Raw genomic sequence first — 23,780 nt, forward strand, 5'->3', positions numbered from 1 at the left:
ACACCAATCCCGTAGCAGCTGCCGAGCCTGCGAGGCTGCGTCCGGCGGCGAAGCCGTCGTTCAGGCATATCCGGTGGCGACTGCTGCGCAGTCGAACGCAGGCTTCGCCAGCTGCTACAAAGGAATCGCAAATTCATGGCAGCACCCTTTCAACCGCGTCGGTAAACACCTTGGGCGAAGCCAACTGCATTTCGCGGCTGCTCATGTCGACGGCAACCTGCACTGAAACAGCGCGGGTCAGACGTTCGCCAGTTGCGAGATCGCTGATCAGGTAATTGATCTTCAGTCGGTTCTCCCATTCCACCAGGCTGGCGCGCACATTCAGCTTCTGGCCGAACACGGCGCCGCGTACATAGCGCAACTGCAAGTCGATCACCGGCCAGGCGTAACCCGACGCAACCATGGCGTCGTAGTTGTGGCCGATCCTGTCCAGCAGCGCACAGCGGGCGACTTCCAGGTATTTGACGTAATGGCCGTGCCAGACCACGTTCATGGTGTCGACGTCAAAGAACGGGACGAGGATTTCCGTATCGGTGTGAAGCACTCCCTTGCTACGCATGCAGCCTCCAGTGTTGCTCGGCGATGCGTTGCAGGCACAGGCGCAATTCGCCTTCCAGGGCACGGTCTTCGATGACCGGCGGGAAGTCCTTGGCCAATTCCTCGTGCATCGCGGCCAGGGCCGGTGGCAGTGGACGCGCGTCTTCAGCCTGGCCGCGCAGCCACACGCCTTGATTGGCGGCCAGCAGCGTGGCGGCGGCAACCTGTTCGGTCAGCTCCAGCACGCGGATGGCGTCGCGGGCAGCGATGGTGCCCATGCTGACTTTGTCCTGGTTGTGGCACTCGGTGGAGCGCGAGAAGACGCTGGCCGGCATGGTGTTTTTCAGGGCTTCGGCGGTCCAGGCGCTGGTGCCGATCTGCACGGCCTTGAAGCCGTGATTGAGCATCGCACGGTCGGCGGTGGCGCCGGACAGGTTGCTCGGCAAGCCATGGTTGTAGCGTTCGTCCACCAGCAGCGCGAGTTGACGGTCGAGCAAGTCGGCGACGTTGGCCACCAGGTTTTTCAGGCTGTCCATGGCGAACGCAATGTGGCCGCCGTAGAAGTGCCCGCCGTGCAGCACGCGTTCGGCTTCGGCGTCGATGATCGGGTTGTCGTTGGCGCTGTTGAGTTCGATCTCGATGAACGAGCGCAGCCAGTTCAGACTGTCGGCCAGCACACCGAGCACGTGTGGTGCGCAACGCAGGGAGTAACGGTCTTGCAGGCGATGCAGCGGCGCGGTCGGCGCGTCGATCGCCAGATCCTTGCGCAGCCACGCGGCAACTTGCATCTGCCCTGGATGGGGTTTGGCGGCGAACAGGCGCTCGTCGAAGTGCTCCGGGTTGCCCTGCAAAGCGACCACGTTCAGCGCGGTGATGCGCGTGGCCAGTTGCAGCAGGTAATCGGCACGGGCGTAAGCCAGGCACGCAAGGCCGGTCATCACGGCGGTGCCGTTCATCAGCGCCAGGGCTTCCTTGGGGCGCAATACCAGCGGTTGCCAACCCAGTTCCTTGTGCACATCAGCCGCTTGCCGGCGTTCGCCGCGGAACATCACTTCGCGCTCGCCGGACAAGGCTGCGGCGACGTAGGACAGCGGCGTCAGATCACCGCTGGCGCCCACGGAACCTTCTTCCGGAATCAGCGGCAGGATGTCGTGTTCGAGGAACGCTTGCAGGCGCTCCAGCAACTCCACGCGTACCCCGGACACGCCCTGGCACAGCGACTGTAAACGTGCCGCCAGCACCGCACGGGTGGCCTGGGCATCGAGCAGTTTGCCCAGGCCGCAGCCGTGGAATGTGTACAGATGACGAGGCAGGGCTTCGACGTGGTGCAGCGGCACCGCCACCACACAGGAATCGCCATAACCGGTGGTCACGCCATAGATCACGCCTTCCTTGTCCAGCAGGGAGTCAAGGAACTGCGGACCCTTGGCAATGCGCTGGCGAAACTCGGGGTTGCCCTGCAACTGCGTCGGCACCTGACGGTTGGCCAGGGCCAGCACGTCTTCGATGCACAAAGGGAGTTCGCCGAAGGTTACCGGCTCAAGCGTTGGCGTCGTCATCGGTCTTCCAGAAAGGGTAAAAGTTGAACCATTGTTGGGGCGCTTCGAGGCAATAGTGACCCAGGCGTTCGGCATAGCGCGAAGCCCACTGATGAATGACCTGTTCGCGCTCGCTGCGTTTCCACACCACCGCCTCGGTGAACGGTTCGAGGGTCAGTCGATAGTCGCCCGTGGGCTTCTTCAGGCACAGCAGCAGATTGACCGGGCATTTCAGCAAACCGGCCAGCAGCCACGGGCCTTGCGGGAACGCTGCCTGGTGACCGAGAAAATCCACCGTCACGCTGCGCCCGCCATGCAGCGGCACGCGGTCGCCGGCAATTGCCAGCCACTCGCCGCGCTCCAGGCGCTCATGCAGTTGCAACATGATCACCGGGTCGAGCTCGCTGACCTGGATCAGCCGCAGATTGGTTGCCCCGGCTTCGCCCAGCAGGCGGTTGAACTGCTCGGCGTGCTTGGTGTGCACCAGCACGTTCATGGTGACTTTCTCGCCGATCTCGGCCAGTGCCCGGCAAACCTCGAGATTGCCCAGGTGCGCGCCCACCAGCATCTGCCCGCGTGTGCCGCGCAGTTTATTGCGCAGCAGCGCCGGGTCGATGATTTCGATCTGCTCGATGCTCAGCTTGCCGTTCCACACGTCGAGTTTGTCGAGCATGGAATCGGCGAAGGCCATGAACTGGCCGAACACCCGCCAATGAGTCGGACGCAATTCGCTGCGCCCGCTCCAGTCGGCGAGCCGCTGCTGGTATTGCCAGGCGCTTTGGCGGGCGCTGCGTCCGAACAGGAAAAAGTACAGCACGATGCCGTAGAGCAGCGGGCTCAGCAGGCGTCGGCCCAGGACCTTTGCGCAGAATGCGGTGAACTTCATCAACCAGAAACTGCCACGCTCCTGGCGGTCGGCCCAGTGCTGTTTGTCTGCGTTGCCGTTCATGCCCGCCACCGTCGCCAGAGGATCACCGGTGCTCGCAGCAACATGCCGAAGAACAGCCGGGTGTGCATGCTCGTAATCAGTACGTTGTCGTAGAACAGACGGAAATGTGAAACGCCATCCAGAGGGTAATGGACCCTGGTTTTCAGCCACTGCATCGGCAGATTGCGCCAGGCCAGGCGCACCAGGATGTCGGAGTCGAAGTCCATGCGCTTGCCGATCCTGGCCGAGTCGATCAGTGCCAGGGTTGGCGGTAACGGATAGACACGGAAGCCGCACATCGAGTCGCGAATCTGCAGTGACAGGGTGTTGATCCAGACCATGACGTGAGTCAGGTAGCGCGCGTACAAACGACCTTTCGGCACGCTGGCGTCGTATTGCGGATAGCCGCAGATCACCGCCTCGGGATGGTTGCGTGAGTATTCGATGAAGACTTTGACGTCTTGCAGGTCGTGCTGGCCGTCGGCGTCCACCTGCAAGGCATGGCTGAAGCCCAGGCGCGAAGCCTCCCGCAGACCGGTCATCACTGCGCCGCCCTTGCCCTGATTGATGGTGAGCCGGATCAGATAAACCCTGTCGCGCTGCGCCAGTTGGTCGAGTACCTTGGCGCAGGCGGGGCTACTGGCATCGTCCACCAGAATGCATGGCAGGTCACAGGCTAGCAGCGCATCGACCACGGCAGTGATGGCGGTTTCGTGGTTGTAGACCGGGATTATGGCGCAGGGGTTATGCATCGCTGGCAGCCTCCAGCAAAATCCGCCCGCTGGAGCAGGTGGCGGTTTCGTTGCGATAGGCGAAATACAATTTGCCGCGCACCGGGTCGAAGCGCAGGTGCAACTGGATTTCATCGCCAGGGCGCACCAGTTGCTGGAATTTCAGCACTTCCATGCCGGCGAACTTTGCCGGCAGGTCCATCAATTGTTGGCCCAGGCTCATTGCCCACTCCACTTGCACCACGCCGGGCAATACCGGGGCCCGGGGAAAGTGTCCGCTGAAATACGCCAGGTCCGGCGGGACGGCCAGTTGCAGGCTCCACTCACCATCGGCTTCGACCTGCTCCAGCACTTGCGGCGCCTTTGGGCGGGGCGCCAGCAGCAAGGCTTCAACCTCAGCCTGGGGCAGTTTGCCCTGCGCGTTCAGCGGCAACTGCCGCAACAGGCGCCAGCGTCGTGGCAGGGCCAGCGTTTCACAGTGCTGGCTCAGATGCTGACGCAACGCTTGCGTGAGGCTGCGTCGTCCCTGATTGCGCAACGCGTGCATACCTCGCTCGCTGAGCACCAGCAACGCCCCCAATGAGGCGCGGTTTTCCTGAACCACTCCCAGGCGCGCTTCGGCGACCCAGGCGTGCGCCATCAGCGCGTGTTCGAGCATGGGTAGCGAGATACGTTTTTCTTCCAGTTTGACGATCCGGTCCAGCCGCCCCAACAGCTCGAAACGGCCGTCGGCTGCGATGCGCGCGGCATCGGCGGTGTGTTCGATATGACCTGCCGGCAGGTATGGCGATGCGATAAGCAGGGCGCCATCGCTGTCCTGGCTCAGCTCCACGCCGGCGAAGGGCTGCCAGAGATCCTGGCCCTGACGCCAGGCGATGCCGCCGGTTTCCGAGCTGCCGAGGATCTCGGTCGGCCATTGTTGCAGGCGTTCGTAAAGGCTTTGCGAGGCTTCGGCGGGTAACGCGCCACCGGAGGAGAACACTCGGCGCACTGCGCTCAGCGCTGGCCAGTCGAGGTTGTCGCCCATGCGCTTGAGCAATGCCGGGCTGGCGACCCAGGCGAAGGCCGGGTGTTCGCGGCTGGCGCGTTGCAAGTCTTCCGGGAAAGCCAGTTGCTTGCGCACGAACGAACGCCCGGCGCACAGCGGCCACAGCACCCGAAACAGCAAGCCGTAGATGTGCTGGGTGGCGACGCTGCCGATGATGCAGGCTTCGCCCAGATCTGCGCCCCACAAGTGCTCCAGCGCTTCGACTTCATTGGCCAGTTGGCGCAGGGTTTTGTCGATGCGCTTGGGTTCGCCACTGGAGCCTGAGGTGCACAGGCTCAGCTGACAACGATCCAGGTCCAGCGGGTGGGCTGGTAGCGGCGGATGCCGATAATCGCTCAGGTGCGCATCGTCGGTCTGATCGGTCAGCCACAGATCGACCTCGGTCGACCAGCGCTGGCGCGTCTGCGCTTGCAGGTCGGCGGGCAGCAGTACGCTGATCCCGGCACGCCAGGCGCCGAGCAGGGCAATGGCCAGGTCGGCGGCGTCTTCAAGGTGCACGGCGATGCGCTGCACACCCTGGGCTTGCAGGCCGGCAGCCAGGCTCAGGGCCCGGTCGCACAATTGCGCGTGATTCAACGCCGGCTCGGCCGTCACGGCACGCTCCGGCTGAGCCTTGAGCAGCAGTTGCTCAAGTTTTATCCAATTCATGGGTGGCCTCGTACCCGTTGTCGTATCAGCCATTCAATGGCAAACATCAGGCCGATCAATCCATAGGAGATCAGGCCGGTGTACAACATCCACCAGCTCAGCGGCGCCCAAAGGGTCAGGGCGGCGGCGCACAAACCGTTGCAGAGAAAAAACACGCTCCAGGCAATGGTCACCTGGCGGGTGTAGCGAATGGCCCTGGGCGGTAAATCCGGTTCTCGCAGGCGGGCCAGGCGTTCGACCATCGGCGGGCCGTATTTCAGGCTAAGACCGAACAGCACCAGCATGAACGCGCTGATCAGCACCGGGTACCAGCGCAGCAGCACCGGGCTGTCGAACGCTGCCAGCAGCAGGCAGAAGGCGATGGCGACCGTGGACATCCACAGGCTGCCGGGGCGCCGTTCGCCGGTCAGCGCTCGCGCCAGCCACAGGCTGCCCAGCAGCAGACCGAACTGCCACGGGGCAAAATGCTCCATGCCGAAATACACCGCAAAGGGGTACAACAGGCCTGCGAGCAGCAGGCCAAGGCCAATCAGTCGGCTCATGCGGCGGGCTGAACCAGACGGTAAACCGCCTCGACCACGTCGCTGACGGTACGCACCGATTTGAATTCTTCGGCGGCGATTTTCTTGCCGGTCTGGCGTTTGATGTGATCGATCAGGTCGACCGCATCGATGCTGTCGATTTCCAGATCCTGGTACAGGTTGGATTCCAGGCTGATGCGCTCGGGGTCCAGCTCGAAGAGTTCGACCAGAGCATCGCGCAGGGTGTTGAAAATATCGTCACGAGTTTGCATGGTCCGGTCTCAAGCTGCCTGTTTTGCAGTGACGAACGCCGCAAGGCTCGCCACGTTGCTGAAGTGATTACGGGTGTCCTTGGCGTCGGCATCGATTTTGATGCCGTACTTTTTCTGGATCGCCAGGCCGAGTTCCAGCGCGTCTACCGAGTCCAGGCCCAGGCCTTCGCCGAACAGCGTCTGGTTGTCGCCGATGTCGTCGACGCTGATGTCTTCGAGGCCCAGGGCTTCGATGATCAGCTCTTTGATTTCCTGCATCAGGCTAACGGTGTTCTGATCGCTCATCTTCGGCGAGCTCCTTGATAAAGTAAGAGTGCAAATAGTCGTTGAGCTTGCGCGAGGCCTGGGGTGCAGGGCCTTGCGTAGCGAAGGCCTGTGGGTCTATATCGGCCCCGACGCGAAAACTGAAGTGCACGCGGCGTTTGGGGATCCGATACCAGGGTTCGGCCTTGGTCAATGTGGTCGGGTTGACCTTGATAATCACCGGGGTGAGGATTCTCGCACCGCGCAGCGCGATTGCCGCGCCCCCCCGATGAAAGGCCGGCGGTTGGCCGGGTCGGGTCCGGGTGCCCTCGGGAAAGATGATCAGGGTCTGACCGCTTTTCAGCGCGTCGGCAGCGGCGTCGAGCATGTCCATGCTGCCATCGTTGCTGATGTATTCGGTACAGCGTAGCGGACCGCGAGTGAACGGGTTTTCCCAGAGGCTTTTCTTGACCACGCAGTTGGCGTGGCGCACCAGGCCGATCAAAAACACCACATCGATCAGCGAGGGGTGGTTGGCGACGATCATTTGGCCTGGGCGCCCGAGCTTTTCCGCCCCCTGAATGTCATAGGTCAGCACGCCACTGCGCGCCATGAACCGAATGAAAAACCAGAAACACCGACTGACCGTATGTCGCGCGCGCTGACGATGGACCTGAGCGTCTCCTGGCAGGCAGTTCAACAGCGGGAACACCACCAGTCGCAGGCACAGGCTGCTCAACCCGAACAGGGTAAAGCTTGCGGCGGTGGCCAGCAGGCGCCAGTAGTAGGCGTCGCGGTTTTTATCGGTTACGGGTTGCGTTGCCAGGTCCATACACGATTTTTCCAGGCATGTTGGCAGGTTGTTTGCTGGCCGAGCAGCGTACGCAACAGATTCAGAGCATGGGGCCAGCGGGCTTTGGACAACGTGTGCGGGTCGCTGTTCAGCGACAGTTGCCACTGATTACCGGGGGTGATCAACAGGCCGACCGCATAAGGGAAAGGCACATCATCTATCCAGGCCGAGTAGGCGGCGGGAGGTTGCTCTTCGGTGACGATCAGCAGTACCGCGGGCGCGCCTTCCTCAAGCAGCGCCGCGGCCTCTAGCATGCCGTGTTCAAGGCCATCGCCGGCGGCGGCGAGGGCGGTCATTTCGCTGGTTTCGCCACGCATGATCGACCACAGGCCGATGACCGCGTTGTGCACCGACAGGCTGAACTGGGTGGGCGACAACGGTTGGTCGGTCGCCAGATCGCTGAGAATTTCGAAGGTGCGCGGGGTTTCGCCGTGGCGAGAAATAAAGACCAACGGTAAATCCGGATGACCTTCGGCCAAGGGCCAGCCGACACTGAACGCCATCCGCGCCAGACGGCTGAGTCGCCGACGCTGCATGGCCGGCAGAAACGACACATCCGGGGCGGCATCGCTGGGCTCGAGCACGACCGGTTGTCGGCTCCAGGCCTGCCAATCATCCACGCTTTCAAGCCCAGGGGCCCAAGCGCGCCATTGGGCGATGTTGAAGTTGATCACAGACATTCATCCCGCCCCTGCGGGCTTCCTTTAACGCGGTGAGTCGCAAGAACCGCGGCTGACCTGACGTGGCGCTTAACGCCGAGTGGCGCGCATTATCCCGGTGCTGCGGGCGTGTAGCAAATGCTGGTTACATTTTGCGCAACGAAATGTACCGTCTGGTTCGCGAAAAGCTGTCGTTTGGCCATTATCCACAATGCGGCGGACATGTCTGTCGGCACTGTCGGCTATCAATGGACGAGTTGGCAGCTGTTCCGGCCAGAGATTTGCCTATGACTGTGTAGTCTAGATGCTGGCGAGGTAGCTAAGCAGCGATGTGGACTACTACACTCGGTCATTCTTTGATACACGGAGGTTTAGACATGCGGCGCGTGGTGTTCAATCAGAAAGGTGGCGTGGGCAAATCAAGCATTGCCTGCAATCTGGCGGCGGTCAGCGCCAGCGAAGGCTATCGCACGTTATTGGTGGATCTCGATGCCCAGGCCAACTCCACTCAATACCTGACGGGGCTCACCGGTGAGGATATCCCGATGGGTATCGCCGACTTCTTCAAGCAGACCCTGTCCTCCGGGCCGTTCTCGAAGAAAGGTCAGGTCGACATCTACGAAACTCCGTTCGACAACCTTCACGTCATCACTGCCACCGCCGAGCTGGCAGACTTGCAGCCCAAGCTTGAGGCCAAACACAAGATCAACAAGCTGCGTAAATTGCTCGAGGAGCTGGACGGTGATTACGACCGGATCTACCTCGACACCCCGCCAGCGCTGAATTTCTATGCCGTCTCCGCCTTGATCGCCGCTGATCGCGTGCTGATTCCCTTTGACTGCGACAGCTTCTCGCGCCAGGCGTTGTATGGTCTGTTGGCGGAAATCGAAGAGTTGAAGGACGACCACAATGAAGGGCTGGAAGTCGAAGGCATTGTCGTCAACCAGTTCCAGGCCCGCGCCAGTCTGCCGCAGCAAATTCTCGACGAACTGATCGCCGAAGGGCTGCCGGTACTGCCGGTGTACCTGGCAAGTTCGGTGCGCATGCGCGAATCCCATCAGGCCAACACGCCGCTGATCCACCTCGACCCCCGGCACAAGCTGACCCAGCAATTCGTCGAACTGCACAACCTGCTGGAAAATGCCTGAAAGGCAATCAGATCCCCTGACTGTGCAACCAGCTCATCAACTGCGGTAACGGGAAGGCCCCGCTTTGGCGAGCCACTTCCCGGCCGTTCTTGAACAGAATCAGGCTCGGGATCGAGCGAATCCCCAGCTGCGCCGACAACTGTTGATTCGCCTCGCTGTCCAGCTTGGCCAACCGACACTTGCCTGCCAATTGCCCCGCCGCTTGCTCGAACACCGGCGCAAACGATTTGCACGGCCCGCACCAGTCCGCCCACACATCCACCAGCAACGGCAGGTCACCCTTGATCTGACTGGCGTAATCGCCTTGTTTCAGTTCGAACGGCTTGCTCAGCAGGACCTCGGCCTTGCAGCGGCCGCACTTTGGATGATCGTTGAGGCGTTCGGCGGGGATGCGGTTCAGGCCGTTGCAGTGGGGGCAGGGGATGAGGAGTGGGTCGGTCATGAAGGAGGTCCTGTTAAGAAGCCGATCACTCCTATGTGGAGACGTTTGCTCATATTTTCAATCGTGCAGCGTCTGGCGATGAAACTAGGCTGAATCGTACTGAGCGAGACCGTTGGTCTGCCGAGAGCTATCGCAACTTGCGATATTTTTGATCTGTGTTTAACTCCCCATAGCAGAATGCGATAAGGATGTTGCATGCATGTGTTTACTGAAAAACCAATTCGTGAGGCCAAGGAAAAGTGGCCGCGGGCAGCCAATGCATTGGAGCAGTGGTATCGACTCGCCAAAGGGAGTAGCCCGGGAGACTTCGCGGCGATGAAGTCTATTTTTCCCGCAACCGACAAAGTCGGCGAGTTTCATGTGTTCGACATCGGTGGCAACAAATTGCGGCTTATCGCTTTTGTCAGGTATCGGTCTCAAAAGCTTTATATCAAGCATGTGCTGGATCATAGCGAATATGACCGCGGTAAATGGAAGGAGGGAAGGGTATGAGTGTTCTAATCAAAAAAGCTGCTGAGCATTGGGAGTTCGTCTCGCCATTGCTTCGAAAACCGAAAAACGAAGACGACTATGACATGTTGGCGCGGGCACTCGATGAATTGCTTGAGATGACCGGCGATGATGAGTCGCATCCGTTGATGAGCTTGGTGGACATCATCGGTGACTGGATTGCGGAGTGGGATCGCAACCATCACCCCATGCGCGAAGCCTCTGGTGCAGAGGTTCTTGGCTATATGATGCGCGAACACGGCCTGAGCCAGAGCGAGCTGCCCGGTGTGGGCACGCAATCGGTAGTCTCGGAGATCTTAAGCGGCAAGCGCCAGCTCAACCTGCGGCAGGTTCGCTGGTTGGCCGAGCGCTTTGGTGTGTCCGTAGAGACCTTTATCTGACAAGCCTCACGACGAACAACTGATCTCCAGATGTTTGCCCCATTCCGGTGGCCGCTCGGCGTAGCTCTCCATTCCAGGCTGCTCCTCGAACGGATTGCTCAATACCGCGTGCAAGCGACGAACTTCTGAATAGTCGCCGCTTTCCGCCGCATCGATGGCTTTTTGCGCCAGATAATTGCGCAGGATGTACAGCGGATTGACCGCATGCATTCGTTTGCGGCGCTGCTCCTGATCAATCACGCCTTCACGGGCAACCCGGGCGGCGTAGAGCTCGCCCCACGCATCGAAACCCTTGATGTCGACAAAGTCATCGCGCAACCGGGCGACAGCCAGCTCCGGTGCCTCATCGCCCAGGCGGCGGAAGAACAGGCTGTAATCGACGCCGCTGTTCTGCATCAGTTGCAGCAGCTGCTCCAGCAGTTTCTGGTCGTCGTCTTCGGCGGTAGTAAGGCCGAGGCGGCGGCGCATCAGGTCCAGGTAGTGGGCCTGGAACAGTGGCAGGTACAGGCCGAGGGTTTCGCGCAGGGCTTCGACGCTGATGAACGGTGTCAGGGCCTGGGCGAGGGCGCTGAGGTTCCACTGGCCGATCGGTACCTGGTTGCTGAAGGAGTAGCGGCCCTGGTCATCGGAGTGGTTGCAGATGAAGTGGGCGTCGAAGTCGTCGAGGAAGGCGAACGGGCCGAAGTCGAAGGTGATGCCGAGGATCGACATGTTGTCGGTGTTCATCACGCCGTGGCAGAACCCATAGGCCTGCCATTTGGCGATCAGTTCGGCATTACGCTCGACAATTTCGCGGAACATCGCCAGGTACGGCTCCGGCTGCTCCAGGCAGTGCGGGAAGTGCATGGCCAGCACGTGCTCACCAAGTTCTTTCTGCTGCTCGGGGCGCTTGGTGTAGTAGAAAAATTCGAAGTGCCCGAAACGCACATGGCTCGGCGACAGGCGCAGGACCATGGCCGCGCGCTCCTGTTTCTCGCGCCAGACCGGCGTGTCGGAGCCGATCACGCAGAGTGCGCGCGTGGTGGGAATGTTCAGGGCATGCAGGGCTTCGGAGGCAAGGAACTCGCGGATCGAGGAGCGCAGCACCGCCCGTCCATCGCCCATGCGTGAGTAAGGCGTCTGACCGGCACCCTTGAGGTGCAGGTCCCAATGCTCGCCGGCTTCGTTATAGACCTCGCCCAGCAACAGGCCGCGACCGTCGCCCAACTGCGGGTTATAGGAGCCGAATTGATGTCCGGAGTAGACCATCGCCCGCGGCTCGGCTTCAGCCCACAGCTTGTGGCCGCCGAACAGCTCGGCGAATACTGGTGTTTCGGCCTCGGCCGGGTCCAGGTCCAGCAGCGCCATGGCGGCGGGGCTGGCGACCACCAGTCGCGGAGCCGCAATGGGCTCAGGCAGTACGTGGGTTGAGAACGCATCGCCCAGGCGGGCGAAGCGATTGTCGAAGGTCAGTTCGTCGAGGGCTTTCAACGGCCATCTCCAGCAGAATGTCCGAGCATTCTGCTAGGGATAGCGCGCTTAGTCGAGTTCGACAGGCGGTGGCTCTTGCCGCGGTTTGCTGGTGGGTTCCGGAACAACGGTTTTGGTTTCCGGCTCAACCGGGACCATTTTGTATTCCTGGCCCTGAAGGTTCTTGAGATAGACCTCCATCTGCCGGAACGAGATGTTGATGTGCTGCTTCTTGAACTCGCGATTGATGAAGCGGTTGACCTCATCGAGCACCGGGTTACGGTCGCCGAGGTCACGCACATGCATGCGCAACTCGTGGTCGAGGGTGCTTTCGCCGAAATTCAGGAAGTACACCTGGGGTTCCGGGTCCTTCAGCACGCGCGGGTTATTGCGGGCTGCCTTGAGCAACAGTTCTTTCACCAGGTCCAGATCCGAGCCGTAGTCGACGCCGAGCTTGAGGGTCACCCGGGTGATGGTGTCGGTCAGCGACCAGTTGATCAGTTGCCCGGTGATGAACGTCTTGTTCGGGACGATGATGTCCTTGCGATCGAAGTCGGTGATGGTCGTGGCACGGATGCGGATCTTGCTCACCGTGCCCGACAGGTTGCCGATGGTGATGGTGTCGCCGATCCGCACCGGGCGTTCGAACAGGATCATGATGCCGGAGATGAAGTTGGCGAAGATTTCCTGCATCCCGAAACCGAGACCTACCGACAGCGCTGCCACCAGCCATTGCAACTTGTCCCAGCTCACGCCGAGCGTGGACAGGGTAGAGACGAAACCGACACCGGCGATCACATAGGACAGCAACGTGGTCGTGGCGTAGGAACTGCCCTGGGCCAGGTTGAGCTTGGACAGCACAAACACTTCCAGCAGACCCGGCAAGTTGCGCGCCAGCGCGAAGGTGATGCCGATGATGATCAGCGCGCCAAGCATGTCGCCGATGCTGATCGGCACCATGCTCATGTTGGCGCCGGTGCCGCTGGTGTATTCGTAGAGGGTGATGTTGTCCAGGTACGAGAACACCGAGATCAGGTCCGACCAGACCCAGTACAGCGCCGCGATGAAACCGCCGAGCAGGGCCAGGCGGATCAGTCGCAGCGACTGCTCGTTGACCTTCTCGATGTCCAGGGTCGGCTCTTCGATCACCGCTTCGCCGTCGCCGGCCTCTTTCGCGGCCTGGCGTTTGGCCAGGGCGCGCTGATAGGCCAGGCGCCGTGCCGCAACGCTGAGGCCGCGCACGAAGGTGGCTTCGATCACCAGCCAGAACATCAGCAGGTACAGGGTGTTGATCAACCGGTCGCTGAGTTTCAGCGCGGTGTAGTAGTAGCCGAAGCACACGGCGACGAACAACGCGATCGGCAGGACGGTGAACATGATTCCCACGGCCTTGCGGAACAGCGAGGCGTTTTCATGGTTTGGGCTGCTGACCAGCAAGCGGCTGAGCAGCCAGGTCATCAAGGCGTAGCAGGTCAGCACCACCGGCATGCCAAGCACGTCATCGGCCAGCGCCGCCGGTTGCAGCTCGGCGACCGCCACTACAGTCACCAGGGCCATCACCACCAGCCCGAGCCGGCGAATCCAGCCTTGAAGGAATTCGACCTGGGGCTTTTCCCAACGGAAATGCAGTTCGGCCACGCCACCCGGCGCGAGGATGCGGTAGGCGGTGTAGAACACCAGCCAGGCCTGGGCCATCTGCAACAGCGCTGCGCCCATGTTGGCGTTCTGGCCGCGGGCGTCGATCTGCAAGGCCAGGCCGCACAAGGCCAGGCCCAGGGAAACCGGCATCGCCAGCAGGATGTTGATCAGAATCGCTTGCGGGGTGTGCCACTGGCTGTCGCGTTTGAAATGGCCGATGTCCTGGTGAACTTTGTTCAGGCGGGAATAGAGATTTTTGCGGCGCCACAGCAGCGCGCCGATCAGCAGGGCCAGTGGCAGGAACAGCAACGGCCGTTGCGTCAGGCCATCGGTCAATTCGCTCAGGCTCGAAGCCCACGGCAGGGTAGTGACCTGGCGTTGCAGGCGTTCCGGCACGCTGTGCATCCACTCAAGATCCAGCGGTTTGTTGCTGGGAATCCAGAACATCTGCTCGTCCAGCGTAGCCCGCAGACTTTGTGCGGTGCTGAGCAGTTGTTTCTGATTGAGTTGCAGCGTGATGGATTCGTTGAGCACCGCGCTCAGTTCGCGATTCAAGCGCTCCAACAGGTCCGCGCGGGTGTTGGCCAGGTCCAGCAGGCTCTTGCGCAGTTGCGGGGTGACTTGCTCGGGTGGCTGAGTCGCCAGCAGGTTATCGACGTAGGTGATCGGGTTGCTGAGCAGTTCCCGTTGCTGGCTGACTTCGAACTGATACAGGCGAATGTCGGCAATCTGGTCGGCCAGGTCGCGGTCGAGCCTTAGGCGCGGCAGGGCCTGTTTCTGTTTGTAGAGAATCTTGGAGAGCAGCAGGCTGCCCTTGAGCACGTTGATCTGTTCGTCCAGCGCCGAGTCGCTCTGGGTCACGCTGTCCAGTTGCTGCTTGGTCTGCAGGTTCTGTTGAGTGACTTCGTTGAGGCGGTCGGTGCTTTTGAGCAGGTAGTCGGAGAGCTTCAGGTTGGCCGCGCTTTCGGTGGCCAGCAGGCTACTGCCGCCGGCCTTCTGCGCCTCGATGGACTGCTGGGTCACGGTCTCTTGTGACTGGGCCAGGCGTTTCTGGTTGATCAGGGTTTGCAGGTCCTGGATCTCCTGATCCAGGCGATCGGACTTTTCTGACAGCAAGTCGTGCTGGCTGTTGCCCAGGTCCTGCAACAGGCTGTTGCCGGCCAGTTCCTGGCGACGCAACGGAATCAAGGCGTTCAGTGCCGCGAGTTCGGCATTGAGCTGATCGCGTTGCTCGGCGGTCAGGGTCTTGCCGCTGTCCTTGCCAAGTTTGAGGATGTTGTTGATCTGCTGGATGCGCGTCTGGCTGGCAGAGATCTCGGCCTGGGCGCGCTCGGGGCGGGTCTGGGCGGTAATGATCAGGCTGTTCGCTTCGGCCAGGGCTTTCTGCAGGTCGCTTTGTTGAGTGGAGCGTTCGGTCAGCAGTTGCTCAAGCTGCTGAATCGTCTCTTTGGTATAGCGCTGCCCCACCGGCACCACTTTGGTGGCCTTGAGGCGGGCCAGCTCGCGCTGGTTCTCGATGTTCTGCCTTGGAGCGTTGGTCAACTGCTGCTTGAGATCGATCAGCTTCTGGTCGTAATCACGCCGGTTGTTGAGCTGGGTGAGCGTGCTCTGCAGGACCGCTTGCAGGGCTTTTTGATCGGCCTCCGGCAGTTTGCGGTCAGCGATCTTGTCCAGGCTCGCTTGCACGGCTTCGCTGGACGGCGGCTCGGCGGCTTGCAGCGTGTTGATGGAAAGACTCAAGCCCAGCAGGGCCATGATGAAAAAGGTACGCAGAGTTGACATAGAGACCGATCGAAAACGAGACGAAGTGTGGAGTTTAGAGGAACAGGCCGGGGCCGGGGCGACTTCCTTCGGGGAATCTGACGCCCACTTTCCCAATCTTGTTCCCTTCCATGACCGCGACGGTCCAGAGGGTGTTGTTCCACTCCACCTGGTCACCGACGACTGGAGCGCCGCCCACTTTCTGGGCAATGAAGTGGCCCAGGGACATGTTCGGATCGATGCCCTCGACTTTCAATCCGTACAGGGCCGCAACCGCGCCCAGCTGGGCGTCTCCTTCGAGTACGAAGTCGCCGAAGAAGCGCAAATCCAGCCCCCGTTGCGGTGCCTGGCTGAAGAGTTTTCCGAGGGCCGGAAGGTTGTGTTCATGGCCGATCACGCAGAGCAAATCATCGACTTCGAGCACCGTACTACCCGACGGATGGAGCAGTTGCTGGCCACGAAACAGGGCTGCGATACGGGTGCCTTCGGGCATTTTCAGTTCGCGAAGGGGTGAACCGATGCACCATTTCTCGGCACCGAGGCGATACACGAACAGTTCCCACTCGCTGGTGACATGCACTTCCAGCGCCGATCGGGAGATCGGCAGGGGCTCTGGGGGGACGGTCACTTTCAAAAGCTTGGCGACCCACGGCAGGCTTGTGCCCTGCACCAGCAGCGACACCAGCACGATAAAGAACGCCAGATTGAAATACAGTTGAGCATTGGGCAGCCCCGCCATCAGCGGGAACACCGCCAGAATGATCGGTACGGCGCCGCGCAGGCCAACCCAGGAAATGAATGCCTTCTCGCGTCCATGGAACGCCTTGAAAGGCAGCAGGCCAGCCAGCACCGACAGCGGACGGGCAAACAGAATCATCCACAGCGCCAGGCCCAGCGCCGGCAAAGCGATCGGCAGCAGGTCATGGGGCGTGACCAGCAGCCCCAGCACCAGGAACATGCCGATCTGGGCCAGCCAGGCCATGCCGTCGAGCATATGCAAAATGCCGTGACGGCTGCGTACCGGGCGGTTGCCGATCACCAGGCCGCACAGGTACACCGCCAAAAAGCCGCTGCCGTGCAGGGCGTTGGTCAGGGCGAACACCACCAGGCCGCCGGCAATCACCAGAATTGGATAAAGGCCGGTGGCCAGGTGGATGCGGTTGACCAGTTGCAACATCAGCCAGCCACCGCCGAGGCCGATGACGCCGCCAATACCGAACTCACGCAGCAAGTGCCCGAGCAGGCTCCAGTGCAGGCCGGTCTGGCCGCTGGCAAGCATGTCGATCAGGGTGACGGTGAGAAATACTGCCATCGGGTCGTTGCTGCCGGATTCGATCTCCAGGCTCGCGGTCACCCGCTCGTTCAAGCCTTTACCACCGAGCAGCGAGAACACGGCCGCGGCATCGGTGGAACCGACGATGGCGCCGATCAGCAGGCCTTGAATCAGGTTCAGGTCGAACAACCACGCCGCCGCCATCCCGGTCAGCCCGGTGGTGATCAACACCCCGACTGTGGCCAGCGACAGCGCCGGCCATAACGCCACGCGAAAACTCGCCACCCGGGTGCGCAAGCCGCCGTCGAGCAGGATCACTGCCAGGGCGAGGTTACCGACCAGATAAGCCGTGGGGTAGTTATCGAAAATAATGCCGGCGCCGTCGACACCGGCCGACATGCCCACCGCGAGGATGATCACCAGAATCGGGATCCCGAGGCGCGATGAAAGTGAGCTCACCAGAATGCTCGCACCTACCAGCAACGCGCCGATCAAGAACAGGCTGTTGATGGTCGTCGCATTCAAGGGCAGTACTCCGGAAGCGTAAAGGCGGGCGCAAACTGACCATGCAGTCCGCGTGCCAGCGATTCTAACCTGTTGAAATGTGATGCTGTCAAAAAGCTTTTGACGGCGATCATCCCCTGTGGCGAGGGGGCTTGCCCCCGTTGGGTCGCGCAGCGACCCCAAAGCCGGCGCTGCGGTGCGCCAGGTTCAACGCGTGGGTCAATTGCGACTGCTTCGCAGCCGAACGGGGGCAAGCCCCCTCGCCACAGGGGGGAGCCGTTACAGGCTAAACCGCCCAACCATGTTGTTCAGGTCCAGCGCCAGGCGCGACAGTTCGTTGCTGGCCGCACTCGTCTGGTTGGCACCGGTGGCCGATTGCACCGACAGGTCACGAATGTTCACCAGATTGCGGTCCACTTCACGGGCCACTTGCGCCTGCTCTTCGGCCGCGCTGGCGATCACCAGGTTGCGCTCGTTGATTTCGACGATGGCGCTGTTGATGGTGTCCAGCGACAGGCCGGCACCGCGCGCGATGTTCAAGGTCGACTCGGCGCGCTCGGTGCTGTTGCGCATCGAGTCCACGGCGTGTTCGGTGCCGCTCTGGATGCTGCCGATCATGCGTTCGATTTCGCTGGTCGACTGCTGGGTGCGATGGGCCAGGGCCCGCACTTCATCGGCAACCACCGCAAAACCACGACCGGCTTCACCGGCACGGGCCGCTTCGATGGCGGCGTTCAACGCCAACAGGTTGGTCTGGTCAGCCAGGCCGCGAATCACGTCCAGCACTTTGCCGATGTCTCGCGACTCGTTGGCCAGATCGCCGATCAGGGTGGCGGTGCTCTGCACATCGGCGCTCATGCGTTCGATGGCGCTGACGGTCTCCTGTACCAGGTCACGACCGTCGCCCGCCGAAGTAGTGGCGTTTTTCGAGGCTTCGGAAGTGCTCACGGCATTGCGCGCGACTTCTTCCACGGCGCTGGTCATTTCGTTGACGGCGGTGGCGGCCTGTTCGATTTCGTTGTTCTGCTGGGTCAGGCCGCGGGCGCTTTCGTCGGTGACACTGTTGAGTTCTTCCGCGGCGGATGCCAGTTGCGTGGCCGAACCGGAAATCCGTTGCAGGGTGTCGCGCAGTTTGTCCTGCATCTTCTCCATGGCGGCCAATAGACGACCGGCTTCGTCTGCACCGTCAACCGTGATCGGGCGTGTCAGGTTGCCTTCGGCGATTTCTTCGGCGGCGCTCAGGGCGTTGGCGATCGGTTTGGTGATGCTGTTGGTCAGCAGCCAGGCGAACAGCAGGGTCAGGCCGGTGGCGATGACCAGCAGGGTCACCACCAGGTTGAACGCCGAGGAGTACTGGTCGGCGGCTTGCTGGTTGGTGTCGATGGTCTGCTGGGTGTTGATCTCCAGCAAGCGATTGAGCACGGTGTTCATGGCTTCAGAGTTGTTCAGCAAATCGGTGTTGACCAGCGTGCGCTGTTCGTCGACTTGATTGTTGCGCGACAGACTTTTCATCCGGTCTTCGATCTGGCGGTACTGCCCCAGCAACTGCACATACTGATCATAGGCTGCACGCTCCTGCGGGCTGGCGATCAGTTTTTCGTAGCCGACCTGAGCCGCTCGGATCTGCTGGTTTCGGGTTTCCAGCAGCTCGATGGTTTTCTGCTGGACGTCCGGCTCACGATTCACGAGCAGACGATAGGCCAGCACACGCAGGCGCAGGGTCAGCTGGGTGAATTCGTCGAGGCTTTTAATGCTCGGTACGCTGTTTGAGGTGATCTCCTCGGCGGCGCCGCGAATCTTGCTCATCTGGTTCAGGGCGAACACACCCAGGATCAGCATCATGGCGCCAATCAGGGTGAAACCGAGGAACGCCCGCGGTGCGATATTCATATTTCTTAGGGACATGGTGTTCACCGAAAAAAGCGCCTCCGTGCGAGGCTGAGACTGTTGTATGGATGACTTATCGGTCATACGACTAAAGTCTTGAGTCGCTGCGCGTATTTGTCGCAGAAGGGCCGCGACGACGAAGTGCAGGAACCAGAACCGCCAATCACAGTCTTTAAAGTTCGCGAGGAAGGTCGACCGCCAGGAAAATCAAGGCCTTGCGCCTGCATACCCCTGGCTTCCACAGTGACTTTTCTTTATCGTACGCGCCCTTGAAAATGCCCGGAAATCAAAATGTTAGAAGCAACCCTAAGCCAATTGGAACAACTGGTCAGCGACCTGGTGCAACAGAACCAGGCGCTGCTCGGCACCAATCAATCCCTGAGTGCGGAGCTGGCCCAGGTCAAGGATGAAAACGAAAGCTTGCAACTGAGCCTGATGGAACAGGAAGAGAAACAAGGCGCCACCGTTGCACGCATTCAGGCCTTGGTTGAGCGCGTCAGCGCCGGCCCTGTCAGCGCATGAGTTACGGCGCCGCAGGGGTAAAAGTCGTCTCGATTCTGGGTGAAGACTATTCAATCAAGGCGCCGGCCGGGGAAGAGCAGACCCTGCTGGACGCCGCCTTAATGTTGAAGGCCGCTCTGGCCGAGACCAAAAAGAAATACCCGGCACTGATCGGTGACCGCTTGCTGGTGCTGGCGGCGATGAATCTGTGCTCGCAGCAGATCGAAATGCAAAAGCGTCACCAGCAGGAACTCGACCGTTACCAAGAGCAAGTCAGCGCCACGGTTGAAGTGATCGCCAAGACGATCAACCAGGCCTGAGCGGCTTTGCGCACAACCAAAGAATAAATTGTCGATTTAGTTGTATACAATCGGCATGGCTGTTGCAGTGTTTCAGCCTCTTATTCTTTGGGGGTGCTCCATGCAGTTCTGGCGACGCAGTATTCAATGGCAGTTGATCCTGAGCATGGGCACCGCCCTGCTGATCAGTATTCTGATCGTGGTTGGCATTTATACCCTCGTGGTCAACCGCCTCGCCCAGCGCTATCTGGTCGAGCAGGCGTTACCGTCGAGCATCGAAGCGATGCGCAACGACATCGAGCGCATCCTCGTTCAACCCCTCACCGCCGCCAAGGACATCGCCAGTAACAGCATGGTGCGCGACTGGTTGGCCGGAGGCGAAAACACTGCCCAGACCGCGGCCTTCGTCAGTTACCTGGAAGGCATCCGGACCGAGCACAAAGCCTTTACCGCGTTGATCATCGGCACCGCTTCAAACCATTACTTCACCGAAAAGGGTCTGGACCGTACGCTCAGCCGCTCCAATCCCAATGACGCCTGGTTCTATTCGTTCCTCGACAGTAATCAACCGCGCACCCTCAATATCGACAATGACACTGCCACCGGCGAGTTGGCGCTGTTCATCGACCTCAAGGTCGAGCAGGCCGGCAAAGTCGTGGGCGTGGCCGGGCTGGGGCTGAACATGAAAGAGCTTTCGGAGCTGATCCACAACTTCAACTTTGGGGAGCGCGGCAAGGTCTATCTCGTGCGCTCCGACGGTTTGATCCAGGTTCATCCCGAGGCGCAGTTCAGCGGCAAACGTACGCTGGTCGAACAGATCGGCGCCTCGGCGGCGCAAGCGGTGATGACCTCCACCGCGTCTGGCAGCAGCAGTTTTGCCCGCGATGGTGAAGAGTTTCTGGCGTTGAGCCTGCCGCTGCGCGATTTGGGCTGGACCCTGGTGGCCGAAGTGCCGCAGTCGCAGATCTACGCCGAAGCTCGCCGGGCGATGTGGATGAGCGGCGGCATTGGCCTGGCGGTGGCGTTGGTTTGTCTTTTATTGGTGGTGTTGCTGGCTCGTGGATTGGTGCGACCGATTCGTCAGGTAACAGCGGCGTTGGTGGCCATCGGTAGCGGTGGTGGAGATTTGACCCACCGGTTAGATTCCAGTCGCGCCGATGAGCTGGGTGACCTGGCTCGTGGCTTCAATCGGTTCCTGGAAAGTCAGCGCGAGATGATCGGCGAAGTGCTGACCACCAGTGAACATTTGCGCACGGCAGTCGGCCAGGTGGCGCGGGTGGTGGACAACACCGCTGAGCGTTCCGGACGTCAGCAGGAAATGACCGACATGGTTGCCACCGCCGTTCATGAGATGGGGCTGACCGTGCAGGAAATCGCCCAGAACGCTGGCAACGCGGCGGTCGCTTCGCAAACCGCGCGGGATGAAGCGCTGCAGGCGCGGGAAGTGGTGGGCGGGTCGATCCGGCACATCGAAAGTATGTCTGACGAAATTGGCGTCGCCGCCGCAGCGGTGGGTGAGTTGGCCCTGCAGGTGGCGTCGATCGATCAAGTGCTGGCGGTGATTCGCGGGATTTCCGAGCAGACCAATTTGCTGGCGCTCAACGCCGCCATCGAAGCGGCGCGGGCCGGGGACATGGGGCGCGGCTTTGCGGTGGTGGCCGATGAAGTGCGGACCCTGGCGCGGCGGACTCAGTCGTCCACCGACGAGATCCAGCAGATGATCGGCAGCCTCAAGCAGGGTGCGGAGCATGCAGTGTCTTCTATGCACGCCGGGCAAGCGGCGACCGGCACGGGGGTTGAGTCAAGCCAGCGCACCGGGGCGTCGTTGACGGCGATTACCGGGCAGGTCGAGCACATCAGCGACATGAACCATCAGGTGGCCACAGCGACTGAAGAGCAATCGGCGGTGACGGAAGAGATCAACCGCAACGTGCAGGGGATTTCCGATTTGGCACGGGCCACGGCGGGGGAGGTCAGGGCTTGTCGTGAAGACTGTCAGACGTTGCAGCGCCTGGCCGATGATTTGGCGCGGCAGATGGGTGGGTTCAAGTTGAGCTAACTGATCATTCCCACGCTCTGCGTGGGAATGCAGCCCGGGACGCAGAGCGTGGGAACGATCGGTGTCAGCGGGTCAGAACCACTCATCCTGCATGCTCAGACACACATCATCCCGCGCCTCAAGAATCGCCAGTTCATGGTGGCAACCCGGCACTTCCCACGTCAGGAAATACCGCGCCGCCTGTAGCTTGCCTTTATAGAAGCTCACATCCACCGCATTACCCTTGGCCAACCCTTCCTCGGCACGAATCGCCTGTTCCAGCCAGCGCCAGCCGATCACCGTATGACCGAACACTTTCAGGTACAGCGCCGAGTTCGCCAGGCTGCTGTTGACCTTGCCCTGGGCCAGATCAGTCAGCAGGCCGATGGTCACGGTTTGCAGGCGAGCCACCAGTTTTTCCAGCGGTTCACGCAATGGAGTCAGCGACTCATGCGCCTGCGCCCGCTCAGCGGTGTCGGCGATCAGGCGGATCAGTTGCTTGAGCCCCGCGCCACCGTTCTGCGCCAGTTTGCGCCCCAGCAAGTCCAGGGACTGAATGCCGTGGGTGCCTTCATGGATCGGGTTCAGGCGGTTGTCGCGGTAATACTGCTCCACCGGATACTCGCGGGTGTAGCCGTGACCGCCGAGAATCTGGATCGCCAGTTCGTTGGCCTTCAGGCAAAACTCCGACGGCCAGGATTTGACGATCGGCGTCAGCAGATCCAATAGCTCGTGGGCCTGTTTGCGCTCGGCTTCGCCTTCAAGCGTCGTGGTGTCGTCGAACAGCCGCGCAGCGTACAACCCGAGGTCGAACGCGCCTTCGACGTAGGCTTTCTGGGTCAGCAACATGCGTTTGACGTCGGCGTGTTGAATGATTGCCACCGGTGCGGTGGTCGGATCCTTGCTGTCCGGCACCCGACCTTGCGGACGCTCGCGGGCGTATTCCAGGGAATACAGATACCCGGCGTAACCCAGCATCACCGCGCCCATGCCGACGCCGATCCGCGCCTCGTTCATCATCTGGAACATGTAGCTCAAGCCATGGTGTGGCTTGCCCACCAGATAACCGACACACTCGCCGTTATCGCCGAAGTTCAATGCGGTGGAGGTGGTGCCGCGCCAGCCCATCTTGTGAAACAGCCCGGCCAGCAGCACATCGTTGCGCTTGCCGAGACTGCCGTCATCGTTGACCAAAAACTTGGGCACGATAAACAGCGAGATCCCCTTCACCCCGGCCGGCGCGTCCGGCAACTTGGCCAACACCATGTGCACGATGTTTTCCGACAGCGGGTGATCACCGCCGGAGATGAAGATCTTGTTGCCCTTGAGTCGATAGGTGCCGTCGGACGCCGGCTCGGCGCGGGTACGAATATCCGACAGTGACGAGCCGGCGTGGGGCTCGGTCAGCGCCATGGTGCCGAAGAAGCGACCGTCGATCATCGGTTGCAAAAAACGCTGCTTCTGCTCATCGGTGCCGAAGCTTTCAATCAGGTTGGCCGCGCCCATGGTCAGGAACGGGTAGGAGGTCGATGCCGCGTTGGCCGATTGAAAGTGCGCGAAGCAAGCCTGGGACAGCAGCGTAGGAAGTTGCATGCCGCCGGCATCGAAACTGCGCGCGGCGTTGAGGAAACCGGCTTCGAGGAAGGCATCCACCGCCGGTTTCACTTCCGGAATCAGAATCGCCTGACCGTCCTCATAGCGCGGCTCGTTCTCATCGCCCTTGCGGTTGTGCGGGGCGAAGAACTTCTCGGCGATATTGCGGGCAGTGCCGATGGCGGCATCGAAGGTCTCGCGATTGTGCTCGGCGAAACGCTCACGTTGGGTCAGGCCCTCGGCATCAAGGACTTCATACAGCTCGAAAGCCAGATTGCGGGAACTGAGCAACGTCTCGGACATGGCGGCCTACCTTTAATTGGGATGGACCGAGTCTAGGCGTGGGAATAGAGGCTGAACAGGATGATTGATCTTGGTG

General features: G+C 61.0%; 22 protein-coding genes and 1 pseudogene. 6 read left to right on the forward strand and 17 right to left on the reverse strand.

Annotated features, from left to right (window positions below; all coding sequences use genetic code 11):
- Nucleotides 1-133: 133 nt before the first annotated feature.
- From PGR6_RS01990 to PGR6_RS02035, 10 genes are read right to left on the reverse strand one after another with little or no spacing between them, the layout of a single operon-like run.
- Nucleotides 134-559 (reverse strand): acyl-CoA thioesterase, encoded by a 426-nt coding sequence (locus tag PGR6_RS01990; protein ID WP_018928594.1) that lies wholly within the window; start codon nt 557-559, stop codon nt 134-136.
- Nucleotides 552-2,096, reverse strand: a complete 1,545-nt coding sequence (locus PGR6_RS01995) for an HAL/PAL/TAL family ammonia-lyase (protein WP_064615945.1) — start codon at nt 2,094-2,096, stop codon at nt 552-554. Before PGR6_RS01995 ends, PGR6_RS01990 begins: the two co-directional genes overlap by 8 nt.
- On the reverse strand, nt 2,077-3,024 hold the full coding sequence (locus PGR6_RS02000) for an LpxL/LpxP family acyltransferase (RefSeq protein WP_018928592.1): 948 nt from the start codon (nt 3,022-3,024) through the stop codon (nt 2,077-2,079). The genes PGR6_RS01995 and PGR6_RS02000 overlap by 20 nt, the downstream gene beginning before the upstream one ends.
- Entirely contained in the window at nt 3,021-3,755 is a 735-nt protein-coding gene (locus tag PGR6_RS02005) for a glycosyltransferase family 2 protein (protein ID WP_018928591.1), read from the reverse strand. The genes PGR6_RS02000 and PGR6_RS02005 overlap by 4 nt, the downstream gene beginning before the upstream one ends.
- A complete protein-coding gene (locus PGR6_RS02010; RefSeq protein WP_064615947.1) occupies nt 3,748-5,430 on the reverse strand; it encodes an acyl-CoA synthetase family protein in 1,683 nt (560 codons plus the stop codon). Before PGR6_RS02010 ends, PGR6_RS02005 begins: the two co-directional genes overlap by 8 nt.
- Nucleotides 5,427-5,972, reverse strand: coding sequence for a membrane protein (locus tag PGR6_RS02015; protein WP_018928589.1), 546 nt, complete (start codon nt 5,970-5,972; stop codon nt 5,427-5,429). Before PGR6_RS02015 ends, PGR6_RS02010 begins: the two co-directional genes overlap by 4 nt.
- Nucleotides 5,969-6,223: an acyl carrier protein gene (locus PGR6_RS02020; protein ID WP_007936741.1), complete on the reverse strand. Its 255-nt coding sequence runs from the start codon at nt 6,221-6,223 to the stop codon at nt 5,969-5,971. The genes PGR6_RS02015 and PGR6_RS02020 overlap by 4 nt, the downstream gene beginning before the upstream one ends.
- A 9-nt stretch (nt 6,224-6,232) precedes the next feature.
- Complete coding sequence (locus tag PGR6_RS02025) at nt 6,233-6,508, reverse strand: phosphopantetheine-binding protein (RefSeq protein WP_018928588.1); 276 nt, start codon at nt 6,506-6,508, stop codon at nt 6,233-6,235.
- Complete coding sequence (locus PGR6_RS02030) at nt 6,486-7,298, reverse strand: lysophospholipid acyltransferase family protein (RefSeq protein WP_018928587.1); 813 nt, start codon at nt 7,296-7,298, stop codon at nt 6,486-6,488. Before PGR6_RS02030 ends, PGR6_RS02025 begins: the two co-directional genes overlap by 23 nt.
- Entirely contained in the window at nt 7,274-7,999 is a 726-nt protein-coding gene (locus PGR6_RS02035) for a beta-ketoacyl synthase chain length factor (protein WP_064615949.1), read from the reverse strand. Before PGR6_RS02035 ends, PGR6_RS02030 begins: the two co-directional genes overlap by 25 nt.
- Nucleotides 8,000-8,355: 356 nt before the next feature.
- On the opposite strand from PGR6_RS02035, the gene PGR6_RS02040 reads away from it, so the two are divergent.
- Nucleotides 8,356-9,126: a ParA family protein gene (locus tag PGR6_RS02040; RefSeq protein WP_018928585.1), complete on the forward strand. Its 771-nt coding sequence runs from the start codon at nt 8,356-8,358 to the stop codon at nt 9,124-9,126.
- 7 nt (nt 9,127-9,133) lie between these two features.
- Here PGR6_RS02040 and trxC read toward each other — a convergent pair whose 3' ends face one another.
- Complete coding sequence (gene trxC, locus PGR6_RS02045; protein WP_064615951.1) at nt 9,134-9,568, reverse strand: thioredoxin TrxC; 435 nt, start codon at nt 9,566-9,568, stop codon at nt 9,134-9,136.
- 195 nt (nt 9,569-9,763) lie between these two features.
- On the opposite strand from trxC, the gene PGR6_RS02050 reads away from it, so the two are divergent.
- The gene (locus PGR6_RS02050; RefSeq protein ID WP_018928583.1) at nt 9,764-10,060 is read left to right on the forward strand and encodes a type II toxin-antitoxin system HigB family toxin; all 297 of its coding nucleotides are present in this window, start codon (nt 9,764-9,766) and stop codon (nt 10,058-10,060) included.
- Complete coding sequence (locus PGR6_RS02055; protein WP_018928582.1) at nt 10,057-10,458, forward strand: helix-turn-helix domain-containing protein; 402 nt, start codon at nt 10,057-10,059, stop codon at nt 10,456-10,458. Before PGR6_RS02050 ends, PGR6_RS02055 begins: the two co-directional genes overlap by 4 nt.
- A 6-nt stretch (nt 10,459-10,464) precedes the next feature.
- Here the strand turns inward: PGR6_RS02055 and selO are convergent, their stop codons facing one another.
- The 5 genes and pseudogenes from selO to PGR6_RS30635 form a co-directional block, all read right to left on the reverse strand.
- On the reverse strand, nt 10,465-11,928 hold the full coding sequence (selO, locus tag PGR6_RS02060; protein WP_064615953.1) for a protein adenylyltransferase SelO: 1,464 nt from the start codon (nt 11,926-11,928) through the stop codon (nt 10,465-10,467).
- Nucleotides 11,929-11,976: 48 nt separating this feature from the next.
- Nucleotides 11,977-15,327 (reverse strand): mechanosensitive channel MscK, encoded by a 3,351-nt coding sequence (mscK, locus tag PGR6_RS02065; protein ID WP_064615955.1) that lies wholly within the window; start codon nt 15,325-15,327, stop codon nt 11,977-11,979.
- A gap of 34 nt (nt 15,328-15,361) precedes the next feature.
- Entirely contained in the window at nt 15,362-17,104 is a 1,743-nt protein-coding gene (locus PGR6_RS02070) for a potassium/proton antiporter (RefSeq protein WP_018928579.1), read from the reverse strand.
- A 258-nt stretch (nt 17,105-17,362) separates the two neighbouring features.
- Nucleotides 17,363-18,235: a methyl-accepting chemotaxis protein gene (locus PGR6_RS30630; RefSeq protein ID WP_370695248.1), complete on the reverse strand. Its 873-nt coding sequence runs from the start codon at nt 18,233-18,235 to the stop codon at nt 17,363-17,365.
- Nucleotides 18,218-19,054: pseudogene (locus tag PGR6_RS30635) on the reverse strand (MCP four helix bundle domain-containing protein); the annotation flags it as partial. The pseudogene PGR6_RS30635 and the gene PGR6_RS30630, both read right to left, overlap by 18 nt.
- Nucleotides 19,055-19,261: 207 nt before the next feature.
- Between PGR6_RS30635 and PGR6_RS02080 the strand changes: the two are divergent.
- From PGR6_RS02080 to PGR6_RS02090, 3 genes are all read left to right on the forward strand, one after another.
- The gene (locus PGR6_RS02080) at nt 19,262-19,492 is read left to right on the forward strand and encodes a hypothetical protein (RefSeq protein ID WP_018928577.1); all 231 of its coding nucleotides are present in this window, start codon (nt 19,262-19,264) and stop codon (nt 19,490-19,492) included.
- The gene (locus tag PGR6_RS02085) at nt 19,489-19,791 is read left to right on the forward strand and encodes a cell division protein ZapA (protein ID WP_007936757.1); all 303 of its coding nucleotides are present in this window, start codon (nt 19,489-19,491) and stop codon (nt 19,789-19,791) included. Before PGR6_RS02080 ends, PGR6_RS02085 begins: the two co-directional genes overlap by 4 nt.
- A gap of 100 nt (nt 19,792-19,891) precedes the next feature.
- A complete protein-coding gene (locus tag PGR6_RS02090) occupies nt 19,892-21,829 on the forward strand; it encodes a methyl-accepting chemotaxis protein (protein WP_064615959.1) in 1,938 nt (645 codons plus the stop codon).
- Between the two features lie 72 nt (nt 21,830-21,901).
- Here PGR6_RS02090 and PGR6_RS02095 read toward each other — a convergent pair whose 3' ends face one another.
- Entirely contained in the window at nt 21,902-23,704 is a 1,803-nt protein-coding gene (locus PGR6_RS02095) for an acyl-CoA dehydrogenase (protein ID WP_064615961.1), read from the reverse strand.
- Nucleotides 23,705-23,780: the final 76 nt, after the last annotated feature.

Source organism: Pseudomonas sp. GR 6-02, from assembly GCF_001655615.1.
Lineage (GTDB): Bacteria > Pseudomonadota > Gammaproteobacteria > Pseudomonadales > Pseudomonadaceae > Aquipseudomonas.